At 36.6% G+C, this 16231-nt stretch carries 16 protein-coding genes and 2 tRNA genes; 12 read left to right on the top strand and 6 right to left on the bottom strand.

Annotation, left to right across the window (positions count from 1 at the left end):
• The first annotated feature begins 45 nt into the window (after window positions 1–45).
• From ACVFVN_RS08385 to ACVFVN_RS08395, 3 genes are all read left to right on the top strand, one after another.
• Window positions 46–2178 (top strand): S46 family peptidase, encoded by a 2133-nt coding sequence (locus ACVFVN_RS08385; RefSeq protein WP_456234920.1) that lies wholly within the window; start codon window positions 46–48, stop codon window positions 2176–2178.
• 100 nt (window positions 2179–2278) lie between these two features.
• Window positions 2279–3346: a calcium:proton antiporter gene (locus tag ACVFVN_RS08390; RefSeq protein ID WP_456234969.1), complete on the top strand. Its 1068-nt coding sequence runs from the start codon at window positions 2279–2281 to the stop codon at window positions 3344–3346.
• 1 nt (window position 3347) lies between these two features.
• Window positions 3348–3863 carry a GNAT family N-acetyltransferase gene (locus ACVFVN_RS08395; RefSeq protein WP_456234921.1) on the top strand — a complete coding sequence of 172 codons (516 nt, stop codon included), beginning with the start codon at window positions 3348–3350 and terminating at the stop codon, window positions 3861–3863.
• 258 nt (window positions 3864–4121) lie between these two features.
• On the opposite strand, the gene bcp is transcribed toward ACVFVN_RS08395, so the two are convergent.
• Entirely contained in the window at window positions 4122–4571 is a 450-nt protein-coding gene (gene bcp, locus ACVFVN_RS08400) for a thioredoxin-dependent thiol peroxidase (RefSeq protein ID WP_456234970.1), read from the bottom strand.
• Window positions 4572–4599: 28 nt separating this feature from the next.
• On the opposite strand from bcp, the gene nth reads away from it, so the two are divergent.
• The gene (gene nth / locus ACVFVN_RS08405) at window positions 4600–5220 is read left to right on the top strand and encodes an endonuclease III (RefSeq protein WP_456234922.1); all 621 of its coding nucleotides are present in this window, start codon (window positions 4600–4602) and stop codon (window positions 5218–5220) included.
• A gap of 47 nt (window positions 5221–5267) precedes the next feature.
• Here nth and ACVFVN_RS08410 read toward each other — a convergent pair whose 3' ends face one another.
• Entirely contained in the window at window positions 5268–7079 is a 1812-nt protein-coding gene (locus ACVFVN_RS08410; RefSeq protein WP_456234923.1) for a DUF885 domain-containing protein, read from the bottom strand.
• Between the two features lie 166 nt (window positions 7080–7245).
• On the opposite strand from ACVFVN_RS08410, the gene ACVFVN_RS08415 reads away from it, so the two are divergent.
• From ACVFVN_RS08415 to ACVFVN_RS08450, 8 genes are all read left to right on the top strand, one after another.
• A complete protein-coding gene (locus tag ACVFVN_RS08415) occupies window positions 7246–7704 on the top strand; it encodes a hypothetical protein (RefSeq protein WP_165134555.1) in 459 nt (152 codons plus the stop codon).
• A gap of 97 nt (window positions 7705–7801) precedes the next feature.
• Window positions 7802–8734, top strand: a complete 933-nt coding sequence (locus ACVFVN_RS08420) for a ferric siderophore ABC transporter substrate-binding protein (RefSeq protein ID WP_456234924.1) — start codon at window positions 7802–7804, stop codon at window positions 8732–8734.
• Window positions 8735–8788: 54 nt separating this feature from the next.
• Window positions 8789–9427: a MotA/TolQ/ExbB proton channel family protein gene (locus ACVFVN_RS08425; protein WP_456234925.1), complete on the top strand. Its 639-nt coding sequence runs from the start codon at window positions 8789–8791 to the stop codon at window positions 9425–9427.
• Between the two features lies 1 nt (window position 9428).
• On the top strand, window positions 9429–10085 hold the full coding sequence (locus ACVFVN_RS08430; protein WP_456234926.1) for a hypothetical protein: 657 nt from the start codon (window positions 9429–9431) through the stop codon (window positions 10083–10085).
• A 74-nt stretch (window positions 10086–10159) separates the two neighbouring features.
• On the top strand, window positions 10160–11428 hold the full coding sequence (locus tag ACVFVN_RS08435; RefSeq protein ID WP_456234927.1) for a bifunctional folylpolyglutamate synthase/dihydrofolate synthase: 1269 nt from the start codon (window positions 10160–10162) through the stop codon (window positions 11426–11428).
• Window positions 11429–11475: 47 nt separating this feature from the next.
• A tRNA-Val gene (locus ACVFVN_RS08440) sits at window positions 11476–11550 on the top strand.
• Between the two features lie 32 nt (window positions 11551–11582).
• Window positions 11583–11657, top strand: a tRNA-Val gene (locus tag ACVFVN_RS08445).
• A gap of 496 nt (window positions 11658–12153) precedes the next feature.
• A complete protein-coding gene (locus ACVFVN_RS08450; RefSeq protein WP_165134621.1) occupies window positions 12154–12600 on the top strand; it encodes a VanZ family protein in 447 nt (148 codons plus the stop codon).
• Here the strand turns inward: ACVFVN_RS08450 and ACVFVN_RS08455 are convergent.
• From ACVFVN_RS08455 to pepT, 4 genes are read right to left on the bottom strand one after another with little or no spacing between them, the layout of a single operon-like run.
• Window positions 12597–13499: a glycosyltransferase family 2 protein gene (locus ACVFVN_RS08455; RefSeq protein ID WP_456234928.1), complete on the bottom strand. Its 903-nt coding sequence runs from the start codon at window positions 13497–13499 to the stop codon at window positions 12597–12599. The genes ACVFVN_RS08450 and ACVFVN_RS08455 overlap by 4 nt on opposite strands.
• On the bottom strand, window positions 13496–14461 hold the full coding sequence (locus tag ACVFVN_RS08460; RefSeq protein WP_456234929.1) for a glycosyltransferase family 9 protein: 966 nt from the start codon (window positions 14459–14461) through the stop codon (window positions 13496–13498). Before ACVFVN_RS08460 ends, ACVFVN_RS08455 begins: the two co-directional genes overlap by 4 nt.
• Window positions 14458–14877 carry a SufE family protein gene (locus ACVFVN_RS08465; RefSeq protein ID WP_456234930.1) on the bottom strand — a complete coding sequence of 140 codons (420 nt, stop codon included), beginning with the start codon at window positions 14875–14877 and terminating at the stop codon, window positions 14458–14460. Before ACVFVN_RS08465 ends, ACVFVN_RS08460 begins: the two co-directional genes overlap by 4 nt.
• Window positions 14878–14885: 8 nt before the next feature.
• Window positions 14886–16136, bottom strand: coding sequence for a peptidase T (gene pepT, locus ACVFVN_RS08470; protein WP_456234931.1), 1251 nt, complete (start codon window positions 16134–16136; stop codon window positions 14886–14888).
• Between the last annotated feature and the right edge of the window lie 95 nt (window positions 16137–16231).

A 16231-nucleotide genomic window follows, 5' to 3' on the forward strand; every position in this document is an offset into this window, starting at 1 on the left:
CTTTCTAGAATAATTTGATTAATTTAGCCAGCAAAATTTTACTCTATGAAAAGAATATTTTTAGCACTTACTTTCTTGCTAAGTTTTGCTCAGATGAGAGCAGATGAAGGAATGTGGCTATTAATGCTTATCAAACGTCTTAACGGCGTAGATATGCAAAAAGAAGGCCTAAAATTGACACCTGAAGAAATCTACTCTGTTAACAACTCTAGCTTAAAAGATGCTATTGTACAATTCGGAGGTGGATGTACTGCAGAAATTGTATCAAAAGAAGGCTTGTTATTTACTAATCACCATTGTGGTTACGGAAATATTGCAGCACTTTCTACTCCAGAAAAAGATTATCTTACCAACGGATTCTGGGCGATGAAGAGAAGCGAAGAGCTTCCTGCAAAAGGGCTTTCTGTAAGATTCATGGTAAGAATGGATGACGCAACACAAAGAATTACTTCTAAGTTGAACAACACAATGTCTCCTGAAGAAAGAAAAAAAATCATCGATGCAGAATATAAAGCAATCCAAACTGAAAACAGCGACAATGGAAAATACACAGTTGTTGTAAAAGATTTCTTCAACGGTAACGAGTTTTATTATTTTGTATATCAAGACTTCAAAGACGTTAGATTGGTTGGTACACCGCCTAACTCTTTAGGAAAATTTGGTGGTGACACAGACAACTGGGAATGGCCAAGACATACGGCTGACTTCTCTGTATTCCGTGTTTATTCTGACGCTAACGGAAATCCAGCTGAATATTCTTTGAATAACGTTCCGATGAAGCCTAAACACTCTTTGCCAGTTTCTCTTAAAGGTTACAAACCTGGAGATTTCGCAATGATCATGGGTTATCCTGGTAGAACCAACCGTTATTTAACATCTTATGGTATCAAACAAATGGTAGAAAAAGACTATCCAGCTTGGGTAGAAGCTTCTAAAGTTGCTATGGATGTGATGAAAAAACACATGGATAAAGACCAAGCTGTTAAATTAGGTTATGCCTCTCAATATGCTTCTGTGGCTAATTATTGGAAAAATAGACAAGGTACAATTGACGCTGTTATCAAAAACGGAACCATTGCTGACAAACAAAAAGTAGAAGAAGCCTATAACCAATGGGCAGCAATGCCAGGAAACTCTGAAACTTATTTCGGTGTTCTTCCAAATATTGATGCATATTACAAACAAGTATCCAACAGAAATGTTGAGAGAAACTATATGTCTCAACTTTCTAGAAATGCTAAATATGTAGGTGTCGCTGCTTCGTTAGGAAGTTTGTTCAAAACTTATGCAGATCAAGACGAAAGTGGAAAAGCGCAAATGAAACAAAAAGTTACAGATGCGATTAACAGAGTTTATGAAACCTTTAATCCAAAATTAGAAGGCAATATGCTAACAGCTATGTTTAACCTTTACCAACTAAGAGTTAACAAAGAAGTAGCTTCGCCAACGATTATGAAAACCGACGTTTCTACCGTTGCCAATGTAGCATTTGCTTCAATATTTGCTAACAAAGAATCCGCAATGAAATTCTTAAACAACCCCGACAGATTAGTTATCGATGCAGATCCACTTAAGAAAATTGCTGACGGAATTGTTACAGAACAAAAATTAGCAGGAGAAACTTACGATAAAGTTGATGACAACTTTGCAGACAACACAAGATTATTCTTAGACGGTCTTAGAAAATCTCAACCTAACAAAAGCTTCTACCCAGATGCTAACTCTACAATGAGATTAACGTATGGCTCTATCGATACGCTTCCAAAAAGAGCAGATAGAAATTATAAAGGCATCAAAGAAAACTACTATACAACCATTGACGGTATGGTAGCTAAATACAAAAAAGGTGACGAAGAGTTTGATCTTCCAAAAAAATTAATGGATCAAGCTAAGAAAAAAGACTATGGTCAATATGCTGACAAAGACGGAAACCTTTATGTTAACTTCTTATCAAACAATGATATTACAGGTGGTAACTCTGGTTCTCCAATATTGGATGCTCGTGGTAACCTTATCGGACTTGCTTTCGATGGTAACAGCGAAGCATTGAGTGGCGATATCGTTTTCGAACCAGCATTACAAAGAACCATCAACGTAGATGCTAGATTTGTACTTTGGGTAATCGACAAATTCGCTGGAGCTGGACACCTTATCAGCGAAATGGAACTTGTAAAATAATACCTATTAAATATAATATTTTCAAAGAGATGCTAAATTTAGCATCTCTTTTTTTGTTTTTTTTTCAAAAAAATTGTACTTTGTGAAAAATAGAATTTTGATGAAACTAAAACTACACTGGACACACATATTCCCAATCTTAGCATGGATCTATTATTTTACGGGAATTACAGACAATAACAGTTGGTTTAGCTTTATCGGAGCAATTTTATTAATCACAAGTGTCCTTTCTGCAGTACATCATGCCGAAATCGTCGCTCTAAAAGTTGGCGAACCTTTCGGGACAATTATCCTTGCACTTGCTATTACAATTATCGAAGTGGCTTTAATTATTTCCTTAATGATTGCGGGAGGCGATTCCGCAGTGACACTTGCCAGAGACACTGTATTCGCAGCTATAATGTTAATTTTAAACGGAATTCTCGGTGCTTGCCTTTTGGTTGGTGGCGCCAAATTTCATGAGCAATATTTCGCAAGATCATCTGCCAATACAGCTATGGTAAGCTTGGTTGCCATTTTAGTATTGACTTTGGTTCTTCCAAATTACACAACGAGCATTAATGCACCATTGTTCAACAATGCACAATTAATATTTTTCGCGGTTGCCTCTTTAGTTATTTACGGAGCCTTTCTTATGGTACAAACCGTACGTCACCGCAATTACTTTTTAGCTGAAGGCGAAGGCGAGCACGACAACGCTATTCCACCAACAAACACAAACACAATCGTGAGTTTGATTTACTTATTAATATGCCTCGGAATTGTTGTTTTAATGGCGAAAGCTCTATCTCCAAAAATTGAGGAAATTGTCCACAACATTGGCGCACCAAAATCCTTAGTCGGTGTTATCATTGCCGCAGTTGTATTATTACCAGAAGGTTTTGCGGCGATAAAAGCTGCACGAAGAAACCATTTGCAAACGAGTCTTAATCTGGCTTTGGGTTCTGCTTTAGCGAGCATCGGGCTAACAATCCCCGCTGTGGCTATTGTTTGTTTAATATACGATTTTCCTTTGGTACTTGGTCTTGACATCAAATCTATGGTGCTAATGGCTTTATCTTTATATATTGTGATGCTATCACTTAACCGAGGAAAAACCAATGTCTTATATGGCGTGGTCCTTTTGGTTGTTCTTATGGCTTACATATTCACAGTTATTGTTCCTTAATATGACATTTAAAAGTTTTGAAACCGAAAGACTTATTCTAAAACCAACTGATCTGGAAGATGTTGATTTGATATTTGAATTGATGAACAGTCCAAAATGGCTAGAATACATCGGCGATAGAAACATCAAAACCAAAGAAGATGCGCGACAATACATTCTCGATAAACATCTTCCAAATTTTGAAAACAATGGCTACGGAAGCTATACTGTAATTTTGAAAGAAAATGGTAACAAAGTTGGCTCTAGCGGGCTTTTTAAAAGAGATGTCCTAGAAGTTGTCGATATTGGATTTGCTTTTTTACCAGAATACGAAGAAAAGGGCTATGGCTACGAATCTTCAAATAAAATTTTGGAAGTTGCAAAAGCAGAATTTGGATTAAATAAAGTTTCTGCAATTACACTTCCAAACAATATAGCATCACAAAAACTAATTGAAAAGCTTGGGCTTACGTATCAAAAAATGATACAACTTTCCCAAGATGACGATGCGTTGATGTATTACGAAGGCAATTTGTAAATTATTTGTTTAAAATATCCGAATTAAAAAACAGAGCCTTGTTAGGGCTTTAAACCCTAACAAGGCTTCTCTATCTACATCCAAAATCTTATAAAAAGCCCCAATCTGCGTGAGGGCGAAGCGCATTGTTGGAGCTCGTTTTTATGAGGTGGCTTCGACTGCACGAAGCCACCTCATAAAAACAGCGACTGCGCGAAGGCCGACCCGCTTGTTTTTGCAATGACAAAGCTAGGAAAAACAAAGGGGCACGCCCAAATTTTACTTTTCTAAAATCTGAGCGGCGTGATCTTTTGTTTTTACTTTTTCAATTATATTGGTGCAAATAGAATTCTCGTCGAACACAAAAGTGGTGCGTACGATTCCCATAAACTCGCGACCCATAAATTTTTTCAACTGCCAAACGCCAAATTTATTGATAACATCGTGATCTTCATCTGCCAAAAGATCGAAAGGCAATTCGTTTTTCGTAGCGAAATTAAGCTGTCTTTTTTCCGAATCTGCACTCACCCCAAGAAGTTGATAACCTTGTTTTTTCAGAACCGAATAATTGTCTCGCAAATTACAAGCTTCCATCGTACAACCAGGCGTACTGGCTTTTGGATAGAAAAAAACCACTAATTTTTTCCCTTTGAAATTTGATGATTTTATAACCTTTCCGTCTTGATTTTTTGCTTCGAACTCAGGAAGCGCTTCACCAATCTGTAACATATCTTTTTTCTGTAAATTTACAGTCATTATGACGAAAAAACAAAGAGCCCAAATAATACTCGACGAGTTGGAAAAGTTGTATCCAGTCCAACCCATCCCATTACACCATACCGACCCTTTTACTTTATTGGTTGCTGTCGCACTTTCTGCACAAACGACCGATAAAAAAGTCAATGAAATTTCGCCGAATCTTTTCGAAGTTGCAGGAACGCCTCAACGAATGGCCAAGTTAGAAGAATGGGAAATAAAAGAACTTATCAAAGAAATCGGTCTTAGCAATACCAAAGCTAAAAACCTCAAAAAAATGTCCCAACTTCTTTTGGAACGCCACAATGGGGAGGTTCCCCAAAGCTTTGAAGAATTGGAAGCATTACCTGGTGTTGGACACAAAACAGCATCTGTAGTGATGAGTCAGGCTTTTGGTGTACCAGCTTTTCCTGTAGATACGCACATCCATCGCTTGATGAAACAATGGAAATTAACAGAAGGCAAAAATGTTGTTCAAACAGAAACTGATGCGAAAAAACTTTGGCCTGAAAATACTTGGAACAAACTTCATCTTCAAATTATTTTCTATGGTAGAGAATATTCGCCAGCTAGAGGGAAAGGTGATAAAGATTTTTTAACTAAAATGTTATTTGAAAAATAAAAAGTTCGGCGCATCGTAGATGCGCCGAGCTTTGTTTATCATAAGATTTATTTTTGCTTTTTAGCCCACAGTTCCATTTTTCTATCTAGAACATCCAAAGGCAAACAACCTTGACTAAGGACTTCGTTGTGGAATGAAGCGATATTAAATTTCTTCTTCAAATCTTTTTGATACTTATCACGAAGCTCTCGGATTTTTATCGCACCTATTTTATAACTTAAAGCCTGACCTGGAATTGCCATATAACGCTCTACTTCGGCAGTGGCGCCAGCCTCATCATAAGCGACATTACTTAAGAAATATTTAATGGCTTCCTCACGAGTCATCTGCCCAGTATGCAAACCAGTATCAATTACCAAACGCACCGCACGCAGCATCTCATCACTCAAAGAACCCATTTTTTGATAAGGATCCGTGTACAGTCCAAATTCAAGGCCTAAAGACTCACAATAAAGCGCCCAGCCTTCGCCATAAGCGCCTAACCATCCGAATCTCATAAATCTCGGAAGTTTGGTATTTTCTTGTTGTAGTGATACCTGATAATGATGTCCTGGAATAGCCTCGTGCAGAAACAAAGATTCCATACCGGATGTAACATTGAATTTTTTGGGATCAGGAATAGGCATATAGAAAATCCCAGGGCGTTTTCCATCTGGCGTCCCTTGGATATATTCTGCACTGGCACTGGCCTCACGAAACTTTTCAGTTTGGCGGATTTCGAAAGGGGTTTTTGGTGTTACCGAAAACATTGTTTCTAGTTTCGGTGTTATTTTATCTAAAATCGATTGAAATGCGTCCAAAATTTCTTGCGATGAATGATAAGGCATTGCTTTTGGGTCTTGTTTAACGAAATTTAAAAACTCTTCCAAATTTCCTTTGAAACCAATTTTATTTTTAACCTGCTCCATTTCTTTACGAATACGAGCAACTTCTTTAAGCCCTAATTCATGAATTTCGTCTGGTGTTTTGCTTGTTGTTGTCCAACTTTTAACATAATAATTGTACGTATTAGCGCCATTTGGCAATGCATTGTACCCATCTGTCAATCTTGCTTTTGGGAGATATTCGTTTTTAAGAAAATCGTGCATTTTGGTGTAAGACGGGATAATTTTACTTTTAATAGCATCCTGATAAAGCTTTGCATATTTGTTCGCTGAAACAGGTTTAAAGTTTTTAGGAAGACTTTTGATAGGTCCGTAAAAAATATTCTTCCCAAAATCCAAAGAATTAATTTCCTCGGCAGCCATCTGGTCAATCATTTTTACAACCAAACTTTTCGGTAAAACAACGTCTTTTGACATCCCTATTTTAAAATTTGCAATGGCGGCATCCATCCATGCAGGAAACAGTTCCATTCTTTTCAGCCAATTTTCATAATCTTTTTCGGTTCTAAAAGGTTGACTTCCTTTGCCACTTCCTAACAATGGAAAATCCAATGGCAATCCCGAAAACTGAGTGAAAGGTATATATTCTGGATGATAAGCGTAACGCTCTTGTCGATCTTTCAATGTATAATCCAAGACATCATAAACGGTTTTGTCATCATCAGAAAGCCCTTCGTAATCAACTTGTTTTAATTGTTTTTGGACATCATTATAAAAAGAAACCTCTTTAGAAATAAAGTCTTGAGAAATATTTATCGGTAATTGATCATTATACACACTATCGCCTTGTGTGGTAGCTTCTAGCGGATAAAGTTTAAGATATTCTGCGTAGTATTTTTCTGCAATATCGTACAGATTTTCGGCTTTACTAGAGTCATTGGCCGTCTTTAACATTGGTGAGTCGTTTTTTTTGCAAGCACTTGCAATACACGCCACCAAAATGCCAAGGCTAATGCTTATTATTATTTTTTTCATATTCTCTTAAGACTTATAGCTAACAAAATTAAAGAAATATCATAAAACATTGTTCATAACTTCCTATTTAAAATTTTAAATTAAATATTTTCTCAATTAAATCAATTTTTTATCTTTGTTCTAATTCAAGAATATTTAAAAACAAGAAACATTAGTACACCTTGCTATGAAAGGGCTATTAAAAATTTATCATCCGGATGAAACTTTGAAATATCACATCCAGAACACTTACTGCAAAGCAGTTTACAACAATTCTTTGAACACTTTAGAAGTGGAAATTATCACCAGCGACACTTTGGATCATGTAGATGACGACTCGTTACAATACAATTTTCCGCAACTATCGTTAAAGGTTTCCGACTTCCCTATTAACTCGGATGAGCTTCAAAATCAAAGCTTTAAAATCGAAGACAATGACGAAGATCAATATACAGAGGTTGACTTACATGACGATGAAGAAGCTTTTCTTTATGAAAATGAGCTAAGCTTTGAACTTAATGAGAAGGGCGAACTTCAACTGTTTTGGCAAGGCGAAATCGATGATTTCTATACAAAGGGTGACGAACCAATTCCTTTTAAACTAAAATGTCATTTCAAACAAGATGATATTGAGGTTGACGAATAATCTCTGATTTAACCAAATAATATAAAACCTATCTAATTCGTTATAGTACCAGACTTATAATGAGAGATAGGCTTTTCTTTAATAAAACCATTAGTAGATGTATCAAGATTTAGACGATATTGTATTTGAAGACCGACACAAAGCTTACGGTGCTTATGCTTTTCGCAAACATTATGAGCATACACTTACTAAAGCTTTATTAATTGGTGTTGCTATATTTTTATTATTGTTTTTACTATTTATAACCAATGTAAAAGCGCTTGATGATAAAAAAACTGCCAACGAAGACATGGTCCAAATGGATATTACCAACATGCTCATCAACTTTGGTGACGAAACCAACGGAAAAGGCATCGAAGAACCCAAACAAGAAGAGCCCAGCGCAGCCCCTTTAGAATCAAAAATTTTGGAGGAAACGATTGTAGAAATAGCAAAGCCAAGTTTGGAAAAAATAGAAAAACCTATTCCAGAAAATACCGTTCCGACGCCGACACGTGAGAAAGCAGCAACCGTAACACCCAAAGCTTCTAAAGCAGATAAAAAGGCAACAAATGTCACAATGGCAAGTACCACAAAAAAAGCAGATGCAACGCCAAATGCAAAAGGCAACATCAAAAAAGATGGTGGCACAGGCGATGGACGAGGCAATGCCGCTATAGGAAGCCTTTTGGCAGGCCGAGGCGCCAAGGGCAGAAGCCAAGGTACTGGCACAGGAGATGGCAACACTGGAGATCCTTTGGGTGGCGCAGGAGATGGCGATAGCCGAATTGGTATTGACAGAAAATTAATTGGTTTTATACCAGGAACCATGGGACGCGGCGGCAACCAACCCCAACAAGAATGTACAGCTTCTGGAAGCATTAGCATTGCTTACACAGTTGACAAAGCTGGGAATGTTGTTTCTGCAAGTCGCGCATCTGGTATTTCGGACGCATGTGTTGTCGCAACATCTATCAAATGGGTGAAGCAATATGTAAAAGCAGAAAAATCGTCTGTTTCTTCAAAAGGCACCTACAAAATCGTCTTTTAGATTTCTTTTAAACCTAATAAAAACCTAACTTTAACGACACAAATTTTTAATCAAATGGCAGACAAACATATTTCTGTATTAGAATTTCTTTTTGGTGGCGGACTTATCGAAACACTTATCGTTATCTTATTATTTATCATTGGATTAGCAGCTTGCTATTTTTTTATAGTTCGTGTTTTAAAACTAAATCAAGAGAATAAAGTTGACCCTTATTTGATTAAAAACCTTAACGACATGCTGAGTGAGGCGCGCGTTGACGCAGCAGTTGACTTTTGTAGAAGAGACAACTCTCCAGAAGCTCGTTGTATCGAAAAAGGACTTTCTCGCGTTGGACGACCTATCAGCGAAATTTCTAACGCCATGGAAACCCAAGCGCAGGTAGAAGTTCATTACGCTGAAAAATATGTTAATTATCTAGCTAGCATTTCTGGCATTGCTCCTATTTTGGGAAGCATCGGTAGTGTTATCGCATTTGCTGGAATCTTTTCTGGACTGTCACATACTGCCGTAGATTCTCAACAACTATTATCGGCATCTTTCTACAAAGCTTTGTCACCAGCATTAGTTGGTTTAATTATTGGCTTTTTAGCATACCTATTCAATAATTATTTGGTAGCTAAAATCGATTATATGGTGATGAAAATTCAATACCATACTAACGAGTTTTTAGACATCATCAACAAACCTGCTTAACATGGAATTTCGCAGAAAAACCAAAACATTAAAAGGTGTTCCTCTTGGGATGTATACCGTATTGGTCCTTTTGGTTATCAGTTTGTTTTGGGCAAACTCAAGTTTTGTCAACCTTGAACAACTCGAAGATTCTTCATTAAAAAAAGATAGTTTAGAAATTGTACCTCAAACTGTTGAAGAACCCGAAGTCGACAGCCTTTCCAAACCCGAAATCTATATTCCAGAAGTTGCTGTAAAACCATTGGAAGACAGCCTTACAACAGCACCTGCAGTAAAAGAGGAAATACCTCAAGAAAAAATAAACGAAAAAACCGCCGACCAAAAGAAAGACAATTTAAAACCTAAAAAAGAAGAAGAAACCAAGAAAACCTCCGAACCGAAGAAGACAAAAATCGGTACCGAAAGAAAATTGACAGCTTTTATCCCAGGCACAATGGGAAAACCAGGAAAACTTCCAAGTAGCAATTGCAAAACCAAAGGCGAACTGGTTATGTTCATCACCATTGACGAAACAGGCAAGGTTATTTCTGCCGGACGCAGCAAAGGCATTTCGGATCCATGTAATATTACGGCAGCGGTTATTTGGCTTAAAAAATATGTGAAAGCCAATAAAAAACCAAACGAAACCTCGACCGGAACCTACACCATTAAGTTTTAAATTTTTATTAAACTTTTTAATCTTGAACGATTAAAGAACTCTGACACTTAATTTTGCATTATAATTTTTTTATTATGCCTTTCAAATCACCTACAGAATTTACAGAAAGCAATTATAAAGAAGCCATTGACTGGCTTTTTGCACAAGTGCCTAACTATCAACACGAAGGTGAATCTGCCTACAAGCCAGGTTTGCAAAATATCACAAAACTGTGTGCGTACTTTGGAAATCCACACAACAGCCTAAAATGCATACACATCGGCGGCACCAACGGAAAAGGCTCTACCAGCAATATGTTGGCATCTATCTTACAAGAAGCTGGATACAAAATAGGGCTTTACAATTCGCCACATTTGGTACACTTTACAGAACGAATAAAGGTCAATGGAGCGCAATGCGACAAAGCCTTTGTCTATGACATGATTCTTAAATTACAAGATTTGCCAGAAGACATCCAACCTTCTTTCTTTGAGTTTACCACGGTGATGGCTTTTGAATATTTTAAAAGACAACAAGTCGATTACGCCGTTATAGAAGTTGGACTCGGTGGGCGATTGGACGCCACTAATATTATTTCGCCTTTAGTTACCGCTATTACCAATGTACAGCTCGATCATCAAAATATTTTAGGAAATACAATAGAGGAAATTTCTTATGAAAAAGCAGGCATTATTAAATCCAGCATTCCAATAATTTCGGGTGACGATAATCTTGTTGTAAAAAGTATTATTAAAGAAAAAGCATCAGAAATTGACGCAAGCTTTCTCGATGCTACCCAAATAGATGCAAACTACTCATCTGACCTTGAAGGGCTTTATCAAAATAAAAACAAAAAAGTCGTTATCGGAATCATCCATGAATTACAAAAAATAGGATTAAACATTTCCGAAAACAATATAAAAGATGGATTCCTAAATGTGCATAAAAACACAGGATTCATAGGACGTTGGTTTATCTTTTCCAAAGAGCCTTTGACGATTTGCGATACAGGGCATAATCAAGCTGGATTGGAAAACGTTTTTCAACAGCTTAATTCTTACAATCAAAAAAAACATATTGTTTTAGGTTTTGTAAATGATAAAAAGATTGATGATGTCACAAAAATTCTTCCAGAAAACGCAAGCTATTATTTTGTAAAACCAAGCATCAGCAGGGGCCGACACCCAGAAGAATATCAAAATCTACTCGAAGAAGCTAAAATTTCTTATAAAATTTTCGAAACCGTCCAAGAAGGCTATCTCGCTGCAAAACAAGAAGCTACAGATGACGAAATTATTTTTATTGGTGGAAGCAACTTTGTAGTTGGAGAATTTTTAGAAAAAAATTTGGAGACTAAAGAATAAGTTGTATATTTGCACCACTCAAAACGAGAAAATAAATCTCGAAAAGAGGGTTCTTAGCTCAGTTGGTTCAGAGCATCTCGTTTACACCGAGAGGGTCGGGGGTTCGAATCCCTCAGGACCCACACAAAAGGAACGAAACCTTTCAAAAAAATTCGGGTTCTTAGCTCAGTTGGTTCAGAGCATCTCGTTTACACCGAGAGGGTCGGGGGTTCGAATCCCTCAGGACCCACACAAAATCCCAAGTCGAAAGATTTGGGATTTTTTTTATTTCAGCCATTTACTTCTTACAAACGGATCAGGGATCAAGGGCTGGATCAGTAACAAAAGTTGGGGAGAATGATTAGAATCCTACATTTGCACTATGTACAACGATCACGAATTATTGAAGTTTTTACGGATCAAGCAAAGTCTTAATTTAACATTTCTTTTGAAATAACAGCTCTTCAAAACTTCGATTACAAACTATAATACCAAAATAACAACCTTACACAAAAGCCAGATAATCAAATATTTACATTTTAAATATTCTTTATTTGACTATTTAATACACTAGTTTAAAAGCAAAATTCTATTTATCATAATATTAAAAATTCATAAAAGTTTAGATTTTTTATCTTTTTAACACGCCTGAGGAATCATATTTGTACACAAAATTCGCGTTTAAACAAATAAAAAATCTTTTGTCATTTTATTCGCTATAAAGACAGCAAAAAATTGTGAAGTTTATGAAGAGATATTATGCGCCTTTGCTTGGTTTTTATACCATTTTTCTATTGTATATGATGTTTTACGGCTCGGGTAGAGAAGCCGGACCAATCGGCTACTTACAATTACAGCCTTTTGAGACTATTAATATGTTTTTTAAGTCTAAAGTTGAGGCTCAGCACTTTGCGGTTAATATTATTGGGAACATCGTTGTATTCATGCCATTTGGTTGGATGGGACTTATTTCTCAGAAGTATTTTTCTTTCCCAAAATTACTAATTGGTTTTCCAATTGCCATTGCAATTATAGAATTAACCCAATATTGGAGCCATCGTGGTACGGCAGATGTTGATGATCTTTTCCTAAATACATTAGGAATGATTTTGGGTTTTGTAACCTACAGTATAACTAAATATTTCTACGAAGATTGGATGTTCGAAAATGAACCGAACCTCGAATACGCTTAGGCTTTTGACATTTCGCGTGATAAAATGCCGAGTTTGTAAAAATCAAGAATTCTAAGATGTGCTTTTCCTGTTTTTAATCGGGCTTTAAGAAAAGGTTCAACAATATAAAAACAAAGATTAAACAAAATATCCAAGTAGAAATTATTAAGCTTTTGATAGGCTTTGCTTAACCTAAGATCGACCACTTTATCTTTTGTTTTGGGATCTTTTAAAATACAGGCCAAACTTTGTGCAGCTTCTGCTGCTTTGCTTGTAAAGACAATATTGGATTCGATATCGTTGTTGAAAATTGGATTTTCTAGGTGACGAATATGGATATTTGCTACTTTCAATTCCATAGCGAAGAGCAAATCTTCATAACCATAATTCTTTAATTTTTCATCAAAACGAAATTTTTTAAAAATCTCTTTTTTAATTACAAAATTATTCGTCTGAAAGCCCAAATATGGTCGTTGCTGTCTTTTTTTTAAATTAAGATTTTCTCTTTTTGTAGCATAATTCCATCTCAATTGATAGGTTTTTTCTGGTTTTGTACGGGATACGGTTCTGCCTCCATACATAACATCAGGCTGTTGAGATTGGATGTATTCCAAATAATCGCTGATAAAGTTTTTAGAAATAATCTTTCCGTCGCAATCTAAAAACATTAAATAATCACCGTTTGCATATTTTAAAAACAAATTCCGAATTGCCGAACGACCTATGTTTTCTTCTAAACTTTTAAAAAAATCAACAGAATGTATTGCAGGAGAATTGATATTTAAAAACTCTGGTTTTGAAGCGTCATCAATTAGTAAAATTTCTGCATCGAGTTGCCTGGTTTCAATTTCTTCTTTTAGGTTTGAAATTAAAACATTGACATCAAAATTATGAATCGGTATGCAAATCGACAGCTTCATATTTTATCTAAAATCTGCTGGATATGAAGTTCTTCTAAACAAGCATAGTCGCCACGATAACAGTCTTTATCTCCAAAAACAGAACAAGGCCTACAGCTAAGGTCTTTAACCTGAACCACATCATTTTCGGATTGTCCATAGCCTAAAAACCCAGCATAGGTATGCGTTGAGCCCCAAATGGAAAGACATCGCGTTCCCATAAGACTTGCCAAATGCATATTGGCAGAATCCATGCAAATCATTAATTCTAAGCTCGCTATAATATCCAATTCTTGTTTTAAACTTAGCTTTCCTGCAAGACTATGTGTGTTAGGAATCTCGGTTTCCCAGCGCTGGAGGATATCCGACTCTTCTTTGCCGCCTCCAAAGAAATAAACTTTTTGACGTTTCGCAAGTTGCTTAACAAGCTCATAAGATTTCTCGAGAGGAAGCATTTTCCCTTTATGCTGGGCAAATGGAGCGAAACCAATGCCGTGTCTTTCTGCTACCCTACTTCGTAACTCATAAGACAATTCAAGCTTGTAGCCCATTCTTCGAAGTATGCCCGCATAGCGATCGACAGTTCGCCGAAGCTGAACTTTATTAAGATTCCAAACATCGGTAAGATGCTCTTTCTCTTCTTTACCTTTATTAATTTTAAAAACCTTATAACCGTGCCTTCTCGCAATAGAATCAATTAGTTTGGTCCGAATGACATCGTGAAAATCTGCAACAAAATCGGGTTTATAAAGCTTTAAAATTTCGCGCCCTAATTTTCTAATACCTAAAATACCTTTATAGTTATCGAAGTCAACACCATGGAACTTAAGATTAGGAACATCATCAAACAAATCCGCAAAATTCTGGCGGCTAACAAAAATAATTTCCACATCTTTATTTTGCTCCAGAAATTCTCTGAAAACAGGGACAGTCATGGCCACATCTCCAAAAGCTGAAAAACGGTATGCTAGGATTCTTTTCACTTTTTTAATTGATATGCAACGGCATAGAATTTAATTTGTTTTGTCATCGCCATAAGTCCATTGGCTCTGGAGGGTGACAAAAACTCTTGTAAACCTATTTCTGATATAAATTCAAAATCAGAATCCACAATCTCTTGTGTGGCATGTCCACTGTAGATGCTTACCAACATAGACACAATCCCTTTGGGTAGTATCCCATCTGAATCGGCATCGAAATAAAGTTTTCCATCTTCAAAACGTGCATCTATCCACACTTTGGATTGACAGCCACGAATGAGATTTTCGTCTATTTTTTTATCATCAGGAAGAGGTTTCAGAGATTTTCCCAGGTCAATAATATATTCATATTTTTCTTCCCAGTCGCCTAAAAAAGCGAACTCGTCCACCAACTCCTTTTGTTTCTCTTTAATTGTCATCAGCTAAGTTATTTAACAGATTGAGCGATGTTTACAATAACTTTAACAGCGGCTTCCATATTTTCTATTGGAACAAACTCGTATGGTCCATGGAAATAATGTCCACCAGCAAAAATGTTGGGACAAGGCAGCCCCATATACGAAAGCTGCGCACCATCTGTACCACCACGGATGGCTTTTATTTTAGGCTCAACACCAGCATCTTTCATTGCTTGTTCTGCAATTTCAACGATATGCATTTTACCTTCAAACTGTTTTTTCATATTAAGATACTGCGATTTTATTTCTAAAGTTGCAGTGCCTTCACCATATTTCTCGTTGATAGCATCCACTTTTTGTTGCATTAAGACTTTACGAGCTTCAAACTTAGCATCATCGTGATCTCTAATAATATATAGAAGTTTCGCTGCAGCTACATCTCCTGTAAAATCTGTTAAATGGAAAAAACCATCGTACCCTTTTGTTGTAGCTGGCGTTTCGTTACTTGGAAGCGATTGGATAAATTCTGAAGCGACCAATCCTGCATTCAACATTTTCCCAAACGAATATCCTGGATGTACGGACACACCTGCAAATTTGATAACAGCACCTGCAGCATTGAAATTTTCATACTCCAATTCTCCAATCTCGCCGCCATCCATCGTATAAGCCCATTCGGCACCAAATTTCTCAACATCGAATTTGTGTGCGCCACGACCTATTTCTTCATCAGGATTGAATCCAACTGAAATACGACCGTGCTTAAGCTCTGGATGTGCCAAAAGATACTCTGCAGCCGTTACAATCTCAGCAATGCCTGCCTTATCATCAGCACTCAACAATGTTGTACCATCTGTTGTGATAATGGTTTGGCCGATGTATTTTTTAAGATCAGTAAATTTTTTAGGAGATAAAACAAATCCTGTTTCTTTATTTAAAAGTAAATCCTCACCATCGTAATTTTCCCAAATCTGAGGTTTAACATCAACTCCATTGAAATCTGGCGTGCTATCGTAATGCGCAATGAAACCAACCTGAGATACTTTTTCTTCAATATTTGAAGGTATAAATCCAAATACATAACCATGCTCATCCATGCTTACATCTTCCAGACCCAATGTTTGCAATTCGTTATAAAGATATTTTGCCATGTCCCATTGTTGTGGCGTGGACGGCGTTGTCTCACTTTCAGGATCACTGGTTGAAAAAATCTTAACGTATGTAATAAATCGGTCGACCAATTTTTTGCGCCATTCCGATGTAAATTCTATTGACTTCATCTTTTTTGGTATAATTAAAGCAAAGTTATATATTTATGCATGGAATGGCAAATGCTTATACGCTTTTCTAAACAGCATTTTTGATGACAATTGTC

This window comes from Soonwooa purpurea, assembly GCF_053891095.1.